This window comes from Exiguobacterium sp. E4787 (assembly GCF_018618375.1).
GTDB lineage: Bacteria > Bacillota > Bacilli > Exiguobacteriales > Exiguobacteriaceae > Exiguobacterium > Exiguobacterium chiriqhucha.
Genome location: NZ_JACSLY010000003.1, coordinates 146,399 through 159,769, shown reverse-complemented (window position 1 = coordinate 159,769; position 13,371 = coordinate 146,399). Strand labels below are relative to the sequence as shown.

General features: G+C 51.3%; 17 protein-coding genes. 13 read left to right on the top strand and 4 right to left on the bottom strand.

Annotation, left to right across the window (positions count from 1 at the left end; translation table 11 throughout):
* Positions 1-264 precede the first annotated feature (264 nt).
* Positions 265-1,161: an aldo/keto reductase gene (locus KNP80_RS05705; protein ID WP_214718967.1), complete on the bottom strand. Its 897-nt coding sequence runs from the start codon at positions 1,159-1,161 to the stop codon at positions 265-267.
* 153 nt (positions 1,162-1,314) lie between these two features.
* Between KNP80_RS05705 and KNP80_RS05700 the strand changes: the two genes are divergently transcribed.
* The 4 genes from KNP80_RS05700 (at position 1,315) to KNP80_RS05685 (ending at position 3,370) form a co-directional block, all read left to right on the top strand.
* Positions 1,315-1,926 (top strand): protein kinase family protein, encoded by a 612-nt coding sequence (locus KNP80_RS05700; protein ID WP_214718969.1) that lies wholly within the window; start codon positions 1,315-1,317, stop codon positions 1,924-1,926.
* A gap of 83 nt (positions 1,927-2,009) precedes the next feature.
* Positions 2,010-2,339, top strand: coding sequence for a four-helix bundle copper-binding protein (locus KNP80_RS05695; RefSeq protein ID WP_034779654.1), 330 nt, complete (start codon positions 2,010-2,012; stop codon positions 2,337-2,339).
* Positions 2,340-2,452: 113 nt separating this feature from the next.
* Positions 2,453-2,965, top strand: a complete 513-nt coding sequence (locus tag KNP80_RS05690; RefSeq protein WP_034779652.1) for a GNAT family N-acetyltransferase — start codon at positions 2,453-2,455, stop codon at positions 2,963-2,965.
* Positions 2,966-3,031: 66 nt separating this feature from the next.
* Positions 3,032-3,370 (top strand): zinc ribbon domain-containing protein YjdM, encoded by a 339-nt coding sequence (locus tag KNP80_RS05685; protein WP_114165343.1) that lies wholly within the window; start codon positions 3,032-3,034, stop codon positions 3,368-3,370.
* A 45-nt stretch (positions 3,371-3,415) separates the two neighbouring features.
* Here the strand turns inward: KNP80_RS05685 and KNP80_RS05680 are convergent, their stop codons facing one another.
* On the bottom strand, positions 3,416-4,873 hold the full coding sequence (locus KNP80_RS05680; protein WP_214834121.1) for an aldehyde dehydrogenase family protein: 1,458 nt from the start codon (positions 4,871-4,873) through the stop codon (positions 3,416-3,418).
* 170 nt (positions 4,874-5,043) lie between these two features.
* Here KNP80_RS05680 and KNP80_RS05675 point away from each other — a divergent pair, with 170 nt between their 5' ends.
* The 3 genes from KNP80_RS05675 (at position 5,044) to KNP80_RS05665 (ending at position 7,247) form a co-directional block, all read left to right on the top strand.
* Positions 5,044-5,397 (top strand): PadR family transcriptional regulator, encoded by a 354-nt coding sequence (locus KNP80_RS05675; RefSeq protein WP_214834119.1) that lies wholly within the window; start codon positions 5,044-5,046, stop codon positions 5,395-5,397.
* A complete protein-coding gene (locus tag KNP80_RS05670) occupies positions 5,372-6,127 on the top strand; it encodes an HAAS domain-containing protein (RefSeq protein ID WP_214709186.1) in 756 nt (251 codons plus the stop codon). The genes KNP80_RS05675 and KNP80_RS05670 overlap by 26 nt, the downstream gene beginning before the upstream one ends.
* 172 nt (positions 6,128-6,299) lie before the next feature.
* Positions 6,300-7,247, top strand: a complete 948-nt coding sequence (locus KNP80_RS05665) for an alpha/beta hydrolase (protein WP_214834117.1) — start codon at positions 6,300-6,302, stop codon at positions 7,245-7,247.
* Positions 7,248-7,259: 12 nt separating this feature from the next.
* On the opposite strand, the gene KNP80_RS05660 is transcribed toward KNP80_RS05665, so the two are convergent.
* Entirely contained in the window at positions 7,260-8,102 is an 843-nt protein-coding gene (locus KNP80_RS05660) for a GNAT family N-acetyltransferase (protein ID WP_214834114.1), read from the bottom strand.
* 72 nt (positions 8,103-8,174) lie between these two features.
* Between KNP80_RS05660 and KNP80_RS05655 the strand changes: the two genes are divergently transcribed.
* Positions 8,175-8,882 (top strand): YjjG family noncanonical pyrimidine nucleotidase, encoded by a 708-nt coding sequence (locus KNP80_RS05655; RefSeq protein ID WP_214718978.1) that lies wholly within the window; start codon positions 8,175-8,177, stop codon positions 8,880-8,882.
* Here the strand turns inward: KNP80_RS05655 and KNP80_RS05650 are convergent.
* The gene (locus tag KNP80_RS05650; RefSeq protein WP_214834111.1) at positions 8,856-9,302 is read right to left on the bottom strand and encodes an NUDIX hydrolase; all 447 of its coding nucleotides are present in this window, start codon (positions 9,300-9,302) and stop codon (positions 8,856-8,858) included. The genes KNP80_RS05655 and KNP80_RS05650 overlap by 27 nt on opposite strands.
* A 53-nt stretch (positions 9,303-9,355) precedes the next feature.
* Between KNP80_RS05650 and KNP80_RS05645 the strand changes: the two genes are divergently transcribed.
* The 5 genes from KNP80_RS05645 (at position 9,356) to KNP80_RS05625 (ending at position 13,371) form a co-directional block, all read left to right on the top strand.
* A complete protein-coding gene (locus KNP80_RS05645) occupies positions 9,356-9,958 on the top strand; it encodes a pentapeptide repeat-containing protein (RefSeq protein ID WP_214718982.1) in 603 nt (200 codons plus the stop codon).
* On the top strand, positions 9,955-10,794 hold the full coding sequence (locus KNP80_RS05640) for an aminoglycoside 6-adenylyltransferase (protein WP_214834108.1): 840 nt from the start codon (positions 9,955-9,957) through the stop codon (positions 10,792-10,794). The genes KNP80_RS05645 and KNP80_RS05640 overlap by 4 nt, the downstream gene beginning before the upstream one ends.
* 48 nt (positions 10,795-10,842) lie before the next feature.
* Positions 10,843-10,995 (top strand): hypothetical protein, encoded by a 153-nt coding sequence (locus KNP80_RS05635; protein WP_021065921.1) that lies wholly within the window; start codon positions 10,843-10,845, stop codon positions 10,993-10,995.
* A 218-nt stretch (positions 10,996-11,213) separates the two neighbouring features.
* Positions 11,214-12,041: a glycoside hydrolase family 191 protein gene (locus tag KNP80_RS05630; protein ID WP_353047973.1), complete on the top strand. Its 828-nt coding sequence runs from the start codon at positions 11,214-11,216 to the stop codon at positions 12,039-12,041.
* 172 nt (positions 12,042-12,213) lie between these two features.
* The gene (locus KNP80_RS05625; RefSeq protein ID WP_214834105.1) at positions 12,214-13,371 is read left to right on the top strand and encodes a GAF domain-containing protein; all 1,158 of its coding nucleotides are present in this window, start codon (positions 12,214-12,216) and stop codon (positions 13,369-13,371) included.

The following is a 13,371-nucleotide window of genomic DNA, read 5'->3' as shown; positions in this document are numbered from 1 at the left end:
AACTTTCATCATTTTAGCACCATTTTTTTGTGACTTTAGTCTTAGGAAAATTAATGCGATTTTTTTAAAAAAAATCAAAAAACCCGCTCAACTTGAACTGAACGGGCTTGTTTTACACTTATGGATATGAAATGGAATTTCTCCATTTGACACGTGTCGATTTTTGACGAATGAACATTGTAATGACGATGTTCTTAAAAATGACGAAAATCGTCAGAAATAATTAAATGGTATTAAAAGGCTTTTATTTGTTTATTTTTAACTTCAATCCACGTCACGGCCACGGGCCGCCTTCAAAATTTCGAACCATTCTGCTCGCGTCAGGTCAATCTGAAGCGCATCGACGGCGGTCCGAACTCGTTCAATTTTCCCAGATCCGACGATCGGCATGATCTTGGCCGGGTGCTTTAAGAGCCACGCGTAGACGACGGCGTCGATGCCGCCAGCTTGATGCCGATCGCTGATTTCCTCCAATTTTTCACGAAGCGGTGCGTAAGCGGCCTCGGTGAACAGTTGTCCGCCGGCGAGAGGGCTCCACGCCATGAGCGGCATCCGCTTCTCGTGGCATAGGTCGACAGAACCATCTTCGAAGTGTTTCAGTTGCATCGGTGAAAGTTCGAGCTGATTCGTCACGAGTTGGAACGGTAAGCGTGACTGGAGCAACTGTTGGGTTGCCGGTACGTGGTTCGAGACACCGAACGTCCGGACTTTTCCACTGCGTTGTAACGTAATGAATGCCTCAGCGACTTCGTCCGGGTCCATGAGCGGATCGGGACGATGGATCAACAGCGTGTCAATCTGGTCAATGGCGAGCTCTTTGAGTGAACGCTCGGCTTGACGGATGATATGCTCTTTCGTCGTATCATAATGGTTGATTGTTTGGCCTGGGTTGAAAGAACCTGTCAGTTTAATGCCAGTCTTCGTCACGATCTCGATTTGATCGCGAAGTGAAGGATTGAGGCGAAGTGCTTCTCCGAATAGTCCTTCACATGTATAGCCACCGTATATATCGGCGTGGTCGAACGTCGTGATTCCAAGTTCGATACATTGCTCGATGAACGTGAGACGTTCCTGCGGGCTCATATCCCATTCAGCGAGACGCCACATGCCGTGGATGATCCGTGAGAATGATAAGTCTTCTGTCAGTTCGATACGTTGCATGATTGATTCCTCCTCATTTTCTGTCGCTTTCATTATAGAGATAGTCGGGGGATGCGTCACTTATTGGGCGTGTCGGACGGACGCGGACCGAGTCAAATGAAAGTGATTTCAGTTATGATAGGAAAGAGATGAACCGAAAAAGAGGAGTGCTCTATGAATCATTATGAACAATATGCGGGCGTCACGTTTGAGCGACATGGGCAAGACACGCGTGTGACCGCCTATCATCCCGACCTCGAACTGCACGGCATCGGGCGAAGTGCTGCCGTGTTCCGCATCAAAGCTACCCGACTCGTCATTAAAGTGTTTTTCCCTGGCTATACGCACATCGCGGCCGAGGAAGCCGTGATCTATCGGACGCTCGAAGGGTTGCCACAATTCCCGGGTCTGTACGAAGCGGGTCCGAACTATATCGTCATCGACTATATCGAAGGGAAGACACTGTTTGAATGTTTGATTGAAGGCATTTGGATCGACCCCGCGTACATCAAGCAAGTCGATGAGGCGCTCATAGCGGCCCGGCGACTCGGGTTGACCCCGTCCGATGTCCATTTGCGCAACCTCATCCTCACGCCGGACGGCCGACTCTATTTGATTGACTTGGCGCGATTCCGACAAGGGCAACAAGTCGATCACCAATGGGAAGATTTGAAGCGGATGTATCGGCTCTATCGCCTCCGTTTCATGCCGAAGCGGTATTCGGAGCGCTGGTTGAACGGTGTCGCCTACCTATATCGTACATTCGTGAACGACCCGAGACGTTAGTCGACGGTCGTTTTTCTTTTGAAGATTAGGGAACAACAGTAACGTATTGTCGTTGTGTAGTCATTCAAAAGGAGGACGAATACATGGCTCATCGAATTTATGCGAACGAACTGGAAACGTTGCACGATTGCGTGGAGACGTGCAATTACTGTCTTGAATCTTGTCTCGAGGAACATGACGTGAAGATGATGGTCGACTGTATCCGACTCGATCGTGAGTGCGCTGCAATCTGTTCATTCCTCGCCGAGGCGATGACACGGGATTCGGCGTTCGTACCGGAACTGGCCCGGGCTTGTGCGGTCGTCTGTAAGGCGTGTGCCCAAGAGTGTGAGAAACATAAGCACGAACATTGTCAGGAATGTGCGCGCGTCTGTTTCGAGTGCGCATCGATGTGTGACCGTTTGGCAGCCTAAGGTAAAAAAGTCAGTCGAAACGGCTGACTTTTTTTGTGGCAGCAAATCGTTACGTGTATTTTGAAATCGAGATAAGTATAATAAAGAAAACTTATAGAAAGTATGGTGTCCTCATGATTCGCAACTGCCGTCGAGACGACCTTCAAGCCGTTTTACATATTTACAATGACGCAATCGTCAACAGTACAGCTGTTTACCATTACGAGCCGGTGACGCTTCAAAATCGTGTCGCTTGGTACGAAGACAAAAAAGCGTCCGGGCTCCCGATCATCGTGTGGGAGGAAGGCGATGTCGTCATGGGATTTGCCACGTTCGGCCCGTTCCGTCCATGGCCGGCCTATCAGTATACGGTCGAGCACTCGGTGTACGTGCATCCCGGCTATCGGGGGAAAGGGATTGGGAATAAATTGCTCCGTGAAATCATCCGCATCGGTGAAGAACGGGAAGTGAAGACGATGATTGGTGGTATCGATGCCGCCAATATCGCGAGCGTCAAAGCCCATGAAAAATTAGGGTTCGTCCATTCAGGCACGATTAAAAAAGCCGGATACAAGTTTGGCAAATGGCTGGACTTATCGTTTTATCAGCTTGATTTGAAAGGCCCCGAGACTCCGCAAGAAGGCTGACCGCTAGCTGTCGAACTTCTAAAATTGCGGTATACTGGGAACAGTGTATCGAATGGAGGAATCAGTATGACAGAACTACCGAATTGCCCAAAATGTCAGTCGACTTATGTGTATGAGGACGGGAGCTTGCTCGTCTGTCCGGAATGCGCCTACGAGTGGTCGCCGAGCGAGGTAGCCGAAGCGGAAGCAGACGCGCAAATCAAAGACGCGAACGGAAATGTGCTCCAAGACGGAGACACAGTCACGGTCATCAAAGATTTGAAGGTGAAAGGGACGTCGCTCGTCGTCAAACAAGGCACGAAAGTGAAAGGGATCCGTCTCGTCGACGGGGACCATGACATCGACTGCAAGATTGAGGGCTTTGGCGCGATGAAGCTCAAATCGGAATTCGTGAAGAAAATCTAAAAAAAGCGTGTTGGTCCGTTCGCGGACCAACACGCTTTTTGCTGTTTATGAGAAAAATGGTTTGTATTCCCGGCGTTCGTGCATGACGGATACCCACTGGAGCGTCGTGAACTCCTCGAGCACCCACTCGCCGTTGAAGCGGCCAAGACCCGAATCTTTCTCTCCGCCGAACGGCAAGTGCGGCTCGTCGTTCACCGATTGGTCGTTGACGTGAATCATTCCCGTCTCGACTTGGCGGGCGAACTCGGTCGCACGGTAAATCGAACCGTGGACGGCACCGCTTAGTCCGTATGGCAACTCATTAGAGATATGGAGCGCCTCGGCGTCGTCCTTGAACGACAGAATGACGGCGACCGGTCCGAAAATCTCATTTTTCGCGAGTGGCATGTCATTCGTGACACCGCTCACGACGGTCGGCTCGAGCACGTTCCCGTCAGCGTTACCGCCGACTTGGAGCGTCGCACCGGCGTCGACCGTCTGCTTGATTTGATCGAGGATACGGTCGACTTGATCGTGATCGATGAGCGGCCCGACTTGTGTATCCGATTCGTTCGGATTGCCGAACTTCAAGGCGCGAACCCGCTCCACAAATTTTTCAAGGAACGCATCGTGAATCGACTCGGCGACGAGAATTCGGTTCGTCGACATACAAATTTGCCCTTGATGATAGAACTTCGAGTAGACGGCCGATTCGACGGCACGATCGATGTCGGCGTCGTCTAACACGACGAAGACGTTATTCCCGCCGAGTTCGAGCGCTGTCTTTTTCAACAGGCGTCCGGCCTTCTCGGCGATGCCTTTGCCGACCTCGGTCGAACCAGTGAACGAAATAAGTTTTGGCACCGGGTGCTCGACGATCGCGTCCCCAATCTCCGAACCGCGACCGACGACGACGTTCAAGACGCCTTTCGGAAGGCCCGCTTCTTCAAATAACGAAGCGAACAGGAGACCGCCTGTGACCGGTGTCGCCGTCGCCGGTTTGACGACGACGGTATTGCCCGTCGCGAGCGCGGAGACGATGGAGCGGACCGCGAGGTGGAACGGGAAGTTCCATGGGCTGATGACGCCGATGACGCCGAGCGGTTTCCGATAGACCCGGTTCTCTTTGTTCGGGACGATTGAAGGCTTGATGAGCCCGTCCATGCGGAACGGGAACGTCGCCGCTTCCTTGATGATCGCCATCGAGGCTAAAAATTCGCCTTCTGCTTTGATGCGCGTGCTGCCCGACTCTTTGACGAGCCAGTCGATGATGTCATCTTTATGCTGCAACGTCACTTCGGCGAACTTCTCAATCAAGGCCCGGCGATTTTGTGGCAGCATCGTCGCCCATTCGGTTTGTGCTTCTTTCGCAACGGCATAAGCCTTGTCGAGATCAGACTCGTCGGCCGAACGAATCGAGAACAATGTCTCATCCGTGAACGGGTTGGTGTTATCGATCGATTTGTCGCTTGACCCTTCGACCCATTGGCCATCAATGTACATCTTTGTAAAATCGGTATACATGTTCAAACACTCCTTTATCTTTTTGCTTCACCTTAAGAAGTATTCACCTGATTTGAAAAAATAAACCTCTCGATGCGCGACTGACTTGTTTTACAAAGTAGTTGCAATTGGTAGTGCCTTCCACTACTATTATGTATAACAAGTTAGTTTAACGAAAGTGAGGTCACGCCATGGCGATGAGTCAAATGTTAAAAGGATTGCTCGAAGGTTGTCTGTTGGCCATCATCGATAAAGGAGAGACGTACGGCTATGAGATGTCAGAGAAGTTGCAGACGTATGGCTTCACGATGGTGAGCGAGGGCAGTATTTACCCGGTCCTGTTACGGATGAAGAAAGATGGGTGGGTCGAGACGGTCCAAAAGTCGTTGCCATCAGGGGGACCGAAACGAAAATATTACATTTTGACGGAGGCGGGACAGCAAGAGCTGCTCGCCTTCAAACAACGTTGGGCGGAAGTGTCAAGCGGTGTCGACCGCGTACTCGGAGAGGAGAATGAAGATGGAACTTTCAAAAAAGAGTCGTGATTTTTTGGATGATTTAGCGGTATATCTCATGTCGAGCGGGAAATCGGAAGGGGAAGTGCAAGACGTTGTCGCCGAGCTGAAAGACCACCTCGAGGAGGCGGAACGCGCAGGCAAAAGCGTGGACGATGTCGTCGGCCAGAGCCCGAAAGCCTACATGCAGCATCTTGGGCGTGAGATGGCGTTCGATGGAAAAGGGTTTTTCAAAATCATCGCGATGATCATTCCGAACGTGTTCGCCTACATCATCATCGCCAACTTCATTCAAGGCGAGATGACATTCTCGACGGTCCAGTTGATTGGGTTCCCGCTCGTCGCTGTCCTGTTCTTACTCGCCGCTTCACAAGCGTTCCGCAACATGTCGGTCCGCTCGAAAGAAAGTAAATTCAAAAACGGGATGATATACATTGCGCTCGCCGCGATGCCGATGACGTTATTCCTCGGGCTGATGGTGCTCGACATCTTCGTCGAGACCCCAACGATCGTGTTCGGCCCAACCGGTCAACTCGTGTTACTCGGCCTTGCCGTCGTCACGTTGCTCATCGTCTCGGTTTGGACGAAAACATGGATCAATCTGATCATACCGATTCTCTTGTTTGGACCGCAATATGCGTTCGCCCAAACAAGCTTGCCGCTCGAACAACAATTGATTTACTCGATGCTGATTTTGTTCGTCGGGATGGGGATTTTCTTGTTCGTGTGGTGGAAAAAGAACCAAAAGGGGCAAGTTTGATGTTGGCACGCTTCGGATTATTTTTCTTCTTGAGCCTACCTTTGGGCTATCTCATGGCCGCAGCCGACGATCAATGAGACAGGTTGTCCGAAAAAGCACTCACGTCTGCTTAGAGTGTAACGCGGCTGGGAATAGGCAACTGTATGCCTAAAAGAGAAAGAAGGGATTCCCGTTGCCAGTCAATCCGACGATTCAATTTTATTTGAACCAGTTTCAAAATCAAATCTCGACCACATATGACCAATTGGATCCGCTCGAATTAAGACGACAAGAAGACGCAATGATGACCCGGTTTCAACATAAAGAGCACATGCATGACGTCGAAGAGCGTCTGATCGCACTCCCAGGCCGTTCGCTCCCAATCCGCATCTATCGGTCGGGTCGAACGATTGCGCCAGCACTCGTCTATTTTCATGGTGGCGGATATGTCACGGGCAGTCTCGACACCCATGATGCGATATGTCGGACGATCGCGAACGAGGCCGACTGCACGGTCATCTCGGTCGGCTACCGACTCGCTCCGGAGCATAAATTTCCGACAGCCGTCTACGATAGCTATGAGGCGCTCGTTTGGATTGCGGATCACGCCTCGGAACTTGAAATCGATGTCGAGCGCATCGCCGTCGGCGGTGACAGTGCCGGCGGGACGCTCGCTACGGTCAGCGCCTTGATGGCGATTGAACGAGGTCGTCCCCTCGTCATGCATCAGTTGCTGTTTTACCCGGTTACCGGGACCGAGGAGAACTTGCCGCTGTCATTGATTGATTACGCGAACGGTTATTTGCTCGATGAAGGGCTCATCCGGTGGTTCCAGCAACAATATTTCCGTGATGAGTCGGAATTGATGCATCCGTACGCCTCGCCGATTTTTTCGGGCCACTTAGGGGACCTTCCCCCGACGACGTTGTTGACGGCCGAATACGACCCGCTCCGCGACCTCGGACGCGCATACGCCAACAAATTGATTAGCCTCGGTGTCCCGGTGACGTATCACAATTACGGAGGACTCATCCACGGATTCGTCAACTACTACGCATACGTTCCGGAAGCGCGACGAGCCGTCAAAGAAGCGGCGCAGGCGCTCGGACATGCCTTCCATACGCAAAAAACTCGCCCCTGAGGCGAGTTTTTTTCATGCTTTCGATAAATAAGGGAAGCGACAACCTTCCGGGAAGAGTTGTCCTTCGTTCATGCGAATCATCCATTGGCCGTCGCGGGACGGACGTTGTTCCACACCGTCCAGATTGGGCGTGAATTTAAAGACGATTTCGGTGATGCCTTCAAAGGAGAGGCGAGCCACGACGTCACGCATATCGACAGGTCGCGGCGACAGCACGGCATACAAGTTTAAGCGCGAGCGCTCAATCATATAAATGACATGGACGTCATCGAAACGATACACGTCCTCGTTCATCCCTTGGTAGTAATGGAACATCCAAATATGCATGTCGTCCGTCGCATAGAGGCGTGGCGAAAACGGGAGCGACTCCAGCTTGAAACGACGCCACTGCTCGGCATCGACATCGACACGTTCGAGTGGGGAAGCCGATCCCGATACTGAAACGAATAGCTCCGGTTCAAGTTGGACGGAGAACCCCTGTTGCTTGTAAAACGGTTCAACCCCTTCGTTACAAGCCAAAAAATAAGGCAAGGCATCGGCGTCATGCTGTTTGAACAGATACTTGAAAATACGGGTGGCGAGCCCTTGTCCTTGTCGATCCTCGTCGGTCATGACCGTCCCAATCTGATACGCTTCGCGCGCGGTTCCGTCAGCCACGATCGTCATCCGGCTCATCCCGACGTTCGAGATGACATTCCGATAAAACGTCAATGAGTAACAACGATAGCGGTCGGTCCATTCGCCGGCCATGTACCATTCACCAAAATCGATGCCGAACATCTCATCGGCCAAATAGAAAAATGACGCGAATTCTTCCCCTGAATACTCGAGATTGCTGATAGGTCGTTTAGCCATATGACTCACTCCTTGTTTTGAACTTCTCGGTCCGTTCCTGTACATTAGAGGCAGAGAGGGGTAATACAGATTATGAAACGGTATGAAGCGATTTTATTCGATGTCGACGATACGTTGCTCGACTTTAAACAGAGCGAGCACGTCGCCTTGGAGCAGTTGCTCGCGGCACACAACGTTCGGATGACAGATGAATTGAAACAACAGTACGTGACGATCAATAACGGATTATGGCGCGCGTTCGAGCGCGGCGAGGTCGGACGGGAAGACGTCTTAATGGGCCGACACACGCAACTGTTCGATACGCTCGGCATCACGATCGATGCACATGAAGTCGAACAGCGCTATCGCGACCATTTGCACAACGGGGTACACATCATCGATGGGGCACTCGAGCTCGTCCAAACGCTCAGTGAACAGTATCCGCTCTATATCGTCACGAACGGTGTGACGGAGACGCAGTTCAAGCGGCTCGAAGCGTCGGGACTGCTTCCTTATTTCAAGGACGTGTTCGTCTCGGATGCGACCGGATCGCAAAAGCCGATGACACCGTTCTTCGATTACGTGTTCGACCGCGTGCCGAACGTGGCACCGGAACGTGGACTCATCGTCGGTGACTCGCTGACGGCAGATATCGCCGGCGGACGCATGTATGGGCTCGACACGTGCTGGTACAACCCGCACGAGATTGCGGCGTCGGTCGAGACGACGTATGAAATTCAAGACTTGCACGAATTGAAGTCGATTCTATCAAGCTCAGCGATTGATAAAGTGGGGCGGTAGTGATTGCGGCAACGCATAGAGTGTCTCCGGGAAGAGTTTCAAGTCCCGGAGCGCGTCGAGCGGCTGCCAACGATAGATGAGGTGATCTCCTTCCGGTCCATGGAAGTCTCCATGCCGGAGCGGGAGGTCACCCGACACATAAAAGTACATGCCGATCTCATGGACGGTGCGCTCCAAATATGTGAAGAAATTTTCGGAGACGAAAGCGAACGTCGTTCCTGTCAGTGTCGCTTCGAGTTCTTCTTGCAGCTCACGCGTCAAGGCGAGCTCGGCCTCTTCGCCGATGCCGACCCGGCCGCCCGGCAACGCCCAAAAGTCATCGTTCACGTTCCGATGAACGAGCAAATGACCGTCTTGGACCCAGATGCCGGCGACGCGATAATTGAACGTGCCGTGTTCGGTCGGAAATACGATATCCATGTGTATCACTCCATTCCATAAGCTACATCAAGTATATGCCAAGGAGGCAGGTCATGTTTCAATCAAATGAGAGTTATAAAGGCGAGGACTTCCGCGACGAGACGCTCCGTGACATCCAACTCACGCAGACGACGTTCGAGAACTGCCGCTTCACCTATATCGATGCGACCGAGTTCGAGACTGAACAGTGTCGTTTCATCAACTGTGACTTCACCGATTCGAAGTGGAACGCCTCGCGCCACAGTGGCAGCTCGTTCTTAAACTGTCAGTTTAACGGGGCGAATCTGTTTTTGAGCGAGTTCGATCAGTGCAAGATGACGGGTTCTTCGTTTGAGTCATGCACGTTTGAAGGCGTCGTCGTACGCGAGGGCGATTGGTCGTTCGTCAATCTGCGTCACGCCCCGCTCCGGAAGATGGATTGGTCCGGGGTCCGGTTGACCGAGGCCGATTTATACGGTGCCGATTTGACAGAGTCACGCTGGACGAACGCCGTCTTGTCTCGCGCCGTCTTGCAGCATGCCGATTGCACCAAGGCTGATTTTGTCGGGGCCGAGATGGATGGGGTCGATTTCTCGGACGTCATCCTGAAACAAGCGACGATTGACGTGATACAGGCCGTCCAAATCGCCCGCTCGCTCGGGGCGAACGTCATATGACCAATGAGCAAGTGCTCGAGCACTTGACGGCCATGGCCGCGGAGCGGGAAGACGTCCGCGTCCTCGTCTTGAACGGGTCGCTCGTCAATCCGCACGTAAAACTAGACCGTTTTCAAGACGTCGATGTCACTTGTTTCGTCGAAGACGTGACCACGTTCATCGAGGACCGTTCTTGGATGTTGCCGCTCGGGGACGTCTTGATTATGCAGACGCCGGACGAGGTGCCGGGAGGCGACAAATATGAGCGTTTTGCGTTTCTCGTCCAGTTTGCAGCCGGTCATCGCGTCGATTTGACCGTTCGCCCTATGCGTGACGTGCAGGAAGCGATTCACGCTGACTCACTCAGTCTCGTCCTCATTGATAAAGACGAGATTGCCGGTCAACCGATCCCATCTGATGACACGTACCGCATCAAACGACCGAGCCGATTCGACTATGAGCAGTGTTGGAACGAGTTTTGGTGGGTGTCGCTTTACGTCGTCAAAGGAATCAAGCGGGGGCAGTTATTATACGCGTACGACCATGTCACAATCATGAGGGCGATGCTCCGTCAGATGCTGTCGTGGGAAGTCGGTTTTACGATGGACTTCACCGTGAACGCGGGGAAGGCCGGTGACGGTCTGACCTCGTACGTGGATGCGGCAAGGTGGGACAGCTATCTTCATACATTTCCGGCAATCGAGACGACTTCCCTCGAGGCGGCCCATAAAGTGTTGGTCGAGCAGTTTGAATGCACGAGCAGACGGGTCGCCGAGCGGGCGGGGTATCCTTTTCGTGCAGAGGAAGCGCATCGAATTCGTGACGCTTTTTCGACGCTTTGGGGTTCACACGGTTAAGTTTAGGTCGAGTCGGGAAAAGCCCCTCTATAGAAGGGGGAATGACGCTTGAATCCGTATACGACGTTCATCGCGCTCCTAGTAGGGAGTTTACTACTATTTGTCGGCATCCGGACGAAGAAATGGCCGATTGTTGTCGTGGCCTTATTTCCGCTTGGACTCGTGGCCTTCAACTTATATTTGCTCATTACTGGACGTTAGAAGACTGTTTTCATCAGTCTTCTTTTTTTATAGCGATTTTTGTATTGAACGGAATCGAACGCGATACGTTTAGATTGGACCAGAACCGGGCAACTCTGAATACAATGACCTAAATCCAATTTTTCCCTTCTAAAAACGATGAGTGTATCTACTCGTCGTTCAACGTCAAACGGACCGATTCACACCAAGACAGATTTGCTCATCAAGGAGGTGTCCTCGTGCGACGATTGTGGCTTACCGGCTTATTGCTCATCTTCTGTTTAGGAGGATGTACGACAAGGGAGCCGTTTGATTTTGATGAGATTCACTCTTACAAGATTTTCTACAATATGCCGACCGAGGCGATTATCGAGGATATGGCCCGCTACGACCTCGTCATCATCGAACCGATTTGGTATACACCGGAACAGATTGAGACAATCCGATCGAACGGGACGAAAGTGTTCGGGTATATCAATGTAATGGAGGCAGATTCGTGGAATCGAGCGCTGATCGGCCAAATGGACAAGGATGACTACTTTTATCGGGACGGGGAACGGATTTACTTTCCGAAATGGGACTCGTATTTGACCGATATCAGTTCGGCCGACTTCCGTAAAATTTTAATCCGCGAGATTCAAAAACAAGTCATCAACAAACATTTGGATGGTATTTTCCTTGATACGGTCGGGGACATCGATGACGTCCATTTGGATTATCCAGAAGACTTAGCAGAACAGTTGGCTGGGCTCGAGAAATTCTTACAGGCGATTGAGCGTACGTATCCCGGCGTCCCGGTCGTTCAAAATTGGGGCATCGAGACGCTCGAACGGACGAGTGCCCCATATGTGGAAGGCTTCATGTGGGAAGGCTTCAACTACACCAAAATCACGTCTGATTCGTGGTCGATGGAGATGCTCGACCGGATGAACGTGATTCAAGATGAGTATGGAATTGCCGTCCTCACCGTGTCCGATCAAGAAGAGGCGACGAGTCGTGATTTGGCCGAAGCGAACGGCTTTATACATTATCATGAACCAACGTATTACAATACGTGGGATTTTTAGGTGTTGATTAGGGTATGAGGAAATAAAAGATGCCGTGATCCGTTACTTAAGTTCGACTGGCTAGCTGCTAAACTGGTACAGATGAACCAATCGCGAGGAGGGGATTATCATTTTATACGCTCAAGACCGTCCGTGGCTAAAGTGGGTTGAAATTCTTGTCGTGTTCGCGCTGTTGATTGGAATCGATCTATTCTTTAATCTGGGCACGATTCAAAATGAGTTGAACATGTTTTATGCGGCCGCCATCTTATTCGCCTTACGATACGGCACCATTTTCGGCTTAATCAGTTTTGGCATCTTGCTCCTCTATAAGGTGTTATATACCGGCTTAATGGGAGGGGACATCTTCCTCTTGTTCTACGATACAAACTCACTTCTTACACTGTTTTACTACTTCGCCATCACCGTCATCGTCGGGTTGTTCAGCACCTCATTTCGAGAGCGTTATGAAATCAGTCAGTTCCGCAATGAGGAACTGAAAGATGAGAACACGTATTTGAAAGAAACCGTCGATTTACTCAACACTTCGCAAACGACACTTCGTCAAAAACTACTTCAATCCGAATACAGCTTGAACCAATTGTATGAACTTGCCGTATCGCTCGACTTGCCGCACCCGGAACTGATTCGAAGCGAAACGATTCGCCTGTTGAAAAAGACGTTTTTAGCTAGCGATGTCGCCATTTACCACGTCGATCGCTCACAAAAATCGATGCGTCTCTTGATTCGGCAAACCGAAAAGAAAGAGTTCCCGCAAACAATTTTCCTCGACGAGGCGTCAAGCATGTTCAAACGGTTCTTCCAAGTCCAAGAGACGACACTCCGTCAACTCGATGATGAAGACACAGACCCGATGTTGCTCGCGCCGATCGTCGTGGACGGACAGACACGTGAAGTTGTCGTCATCAAACGCTTGCCGCTCCGCAAATTGACGACCGATGACTTGCACGTCTTGAATATCTTGTTCTCGTGGATCGGGACGCGCGTCCAAAACGCCGAAAATCTGATTCGCAAAGAGCAGCACGAGAAAATGCATAAAGGCACCTCGTTCTATAAAAAAGAGGCGTTCACGGAACTTGTCGCCATTCAAGAACAAAAGAAACTTCACCACGGACAGCCGTATATCGTGCTCGATTATGCGCTCGGCTATGAACCGGTCTCGCTCGAGAGTATCGAGGCCATCGTCCACTCGTATTTACGGGAAATCGACGTCGTCGGCTACGATCCCGAAGACAACAAACTGTTGCTCTTACTTCCTGGGACGAGCGAAGAACACCGTCAACAGATTTATGATCGGATCGAAGGGATTTTGATCCAGAAGGGAGTGTGA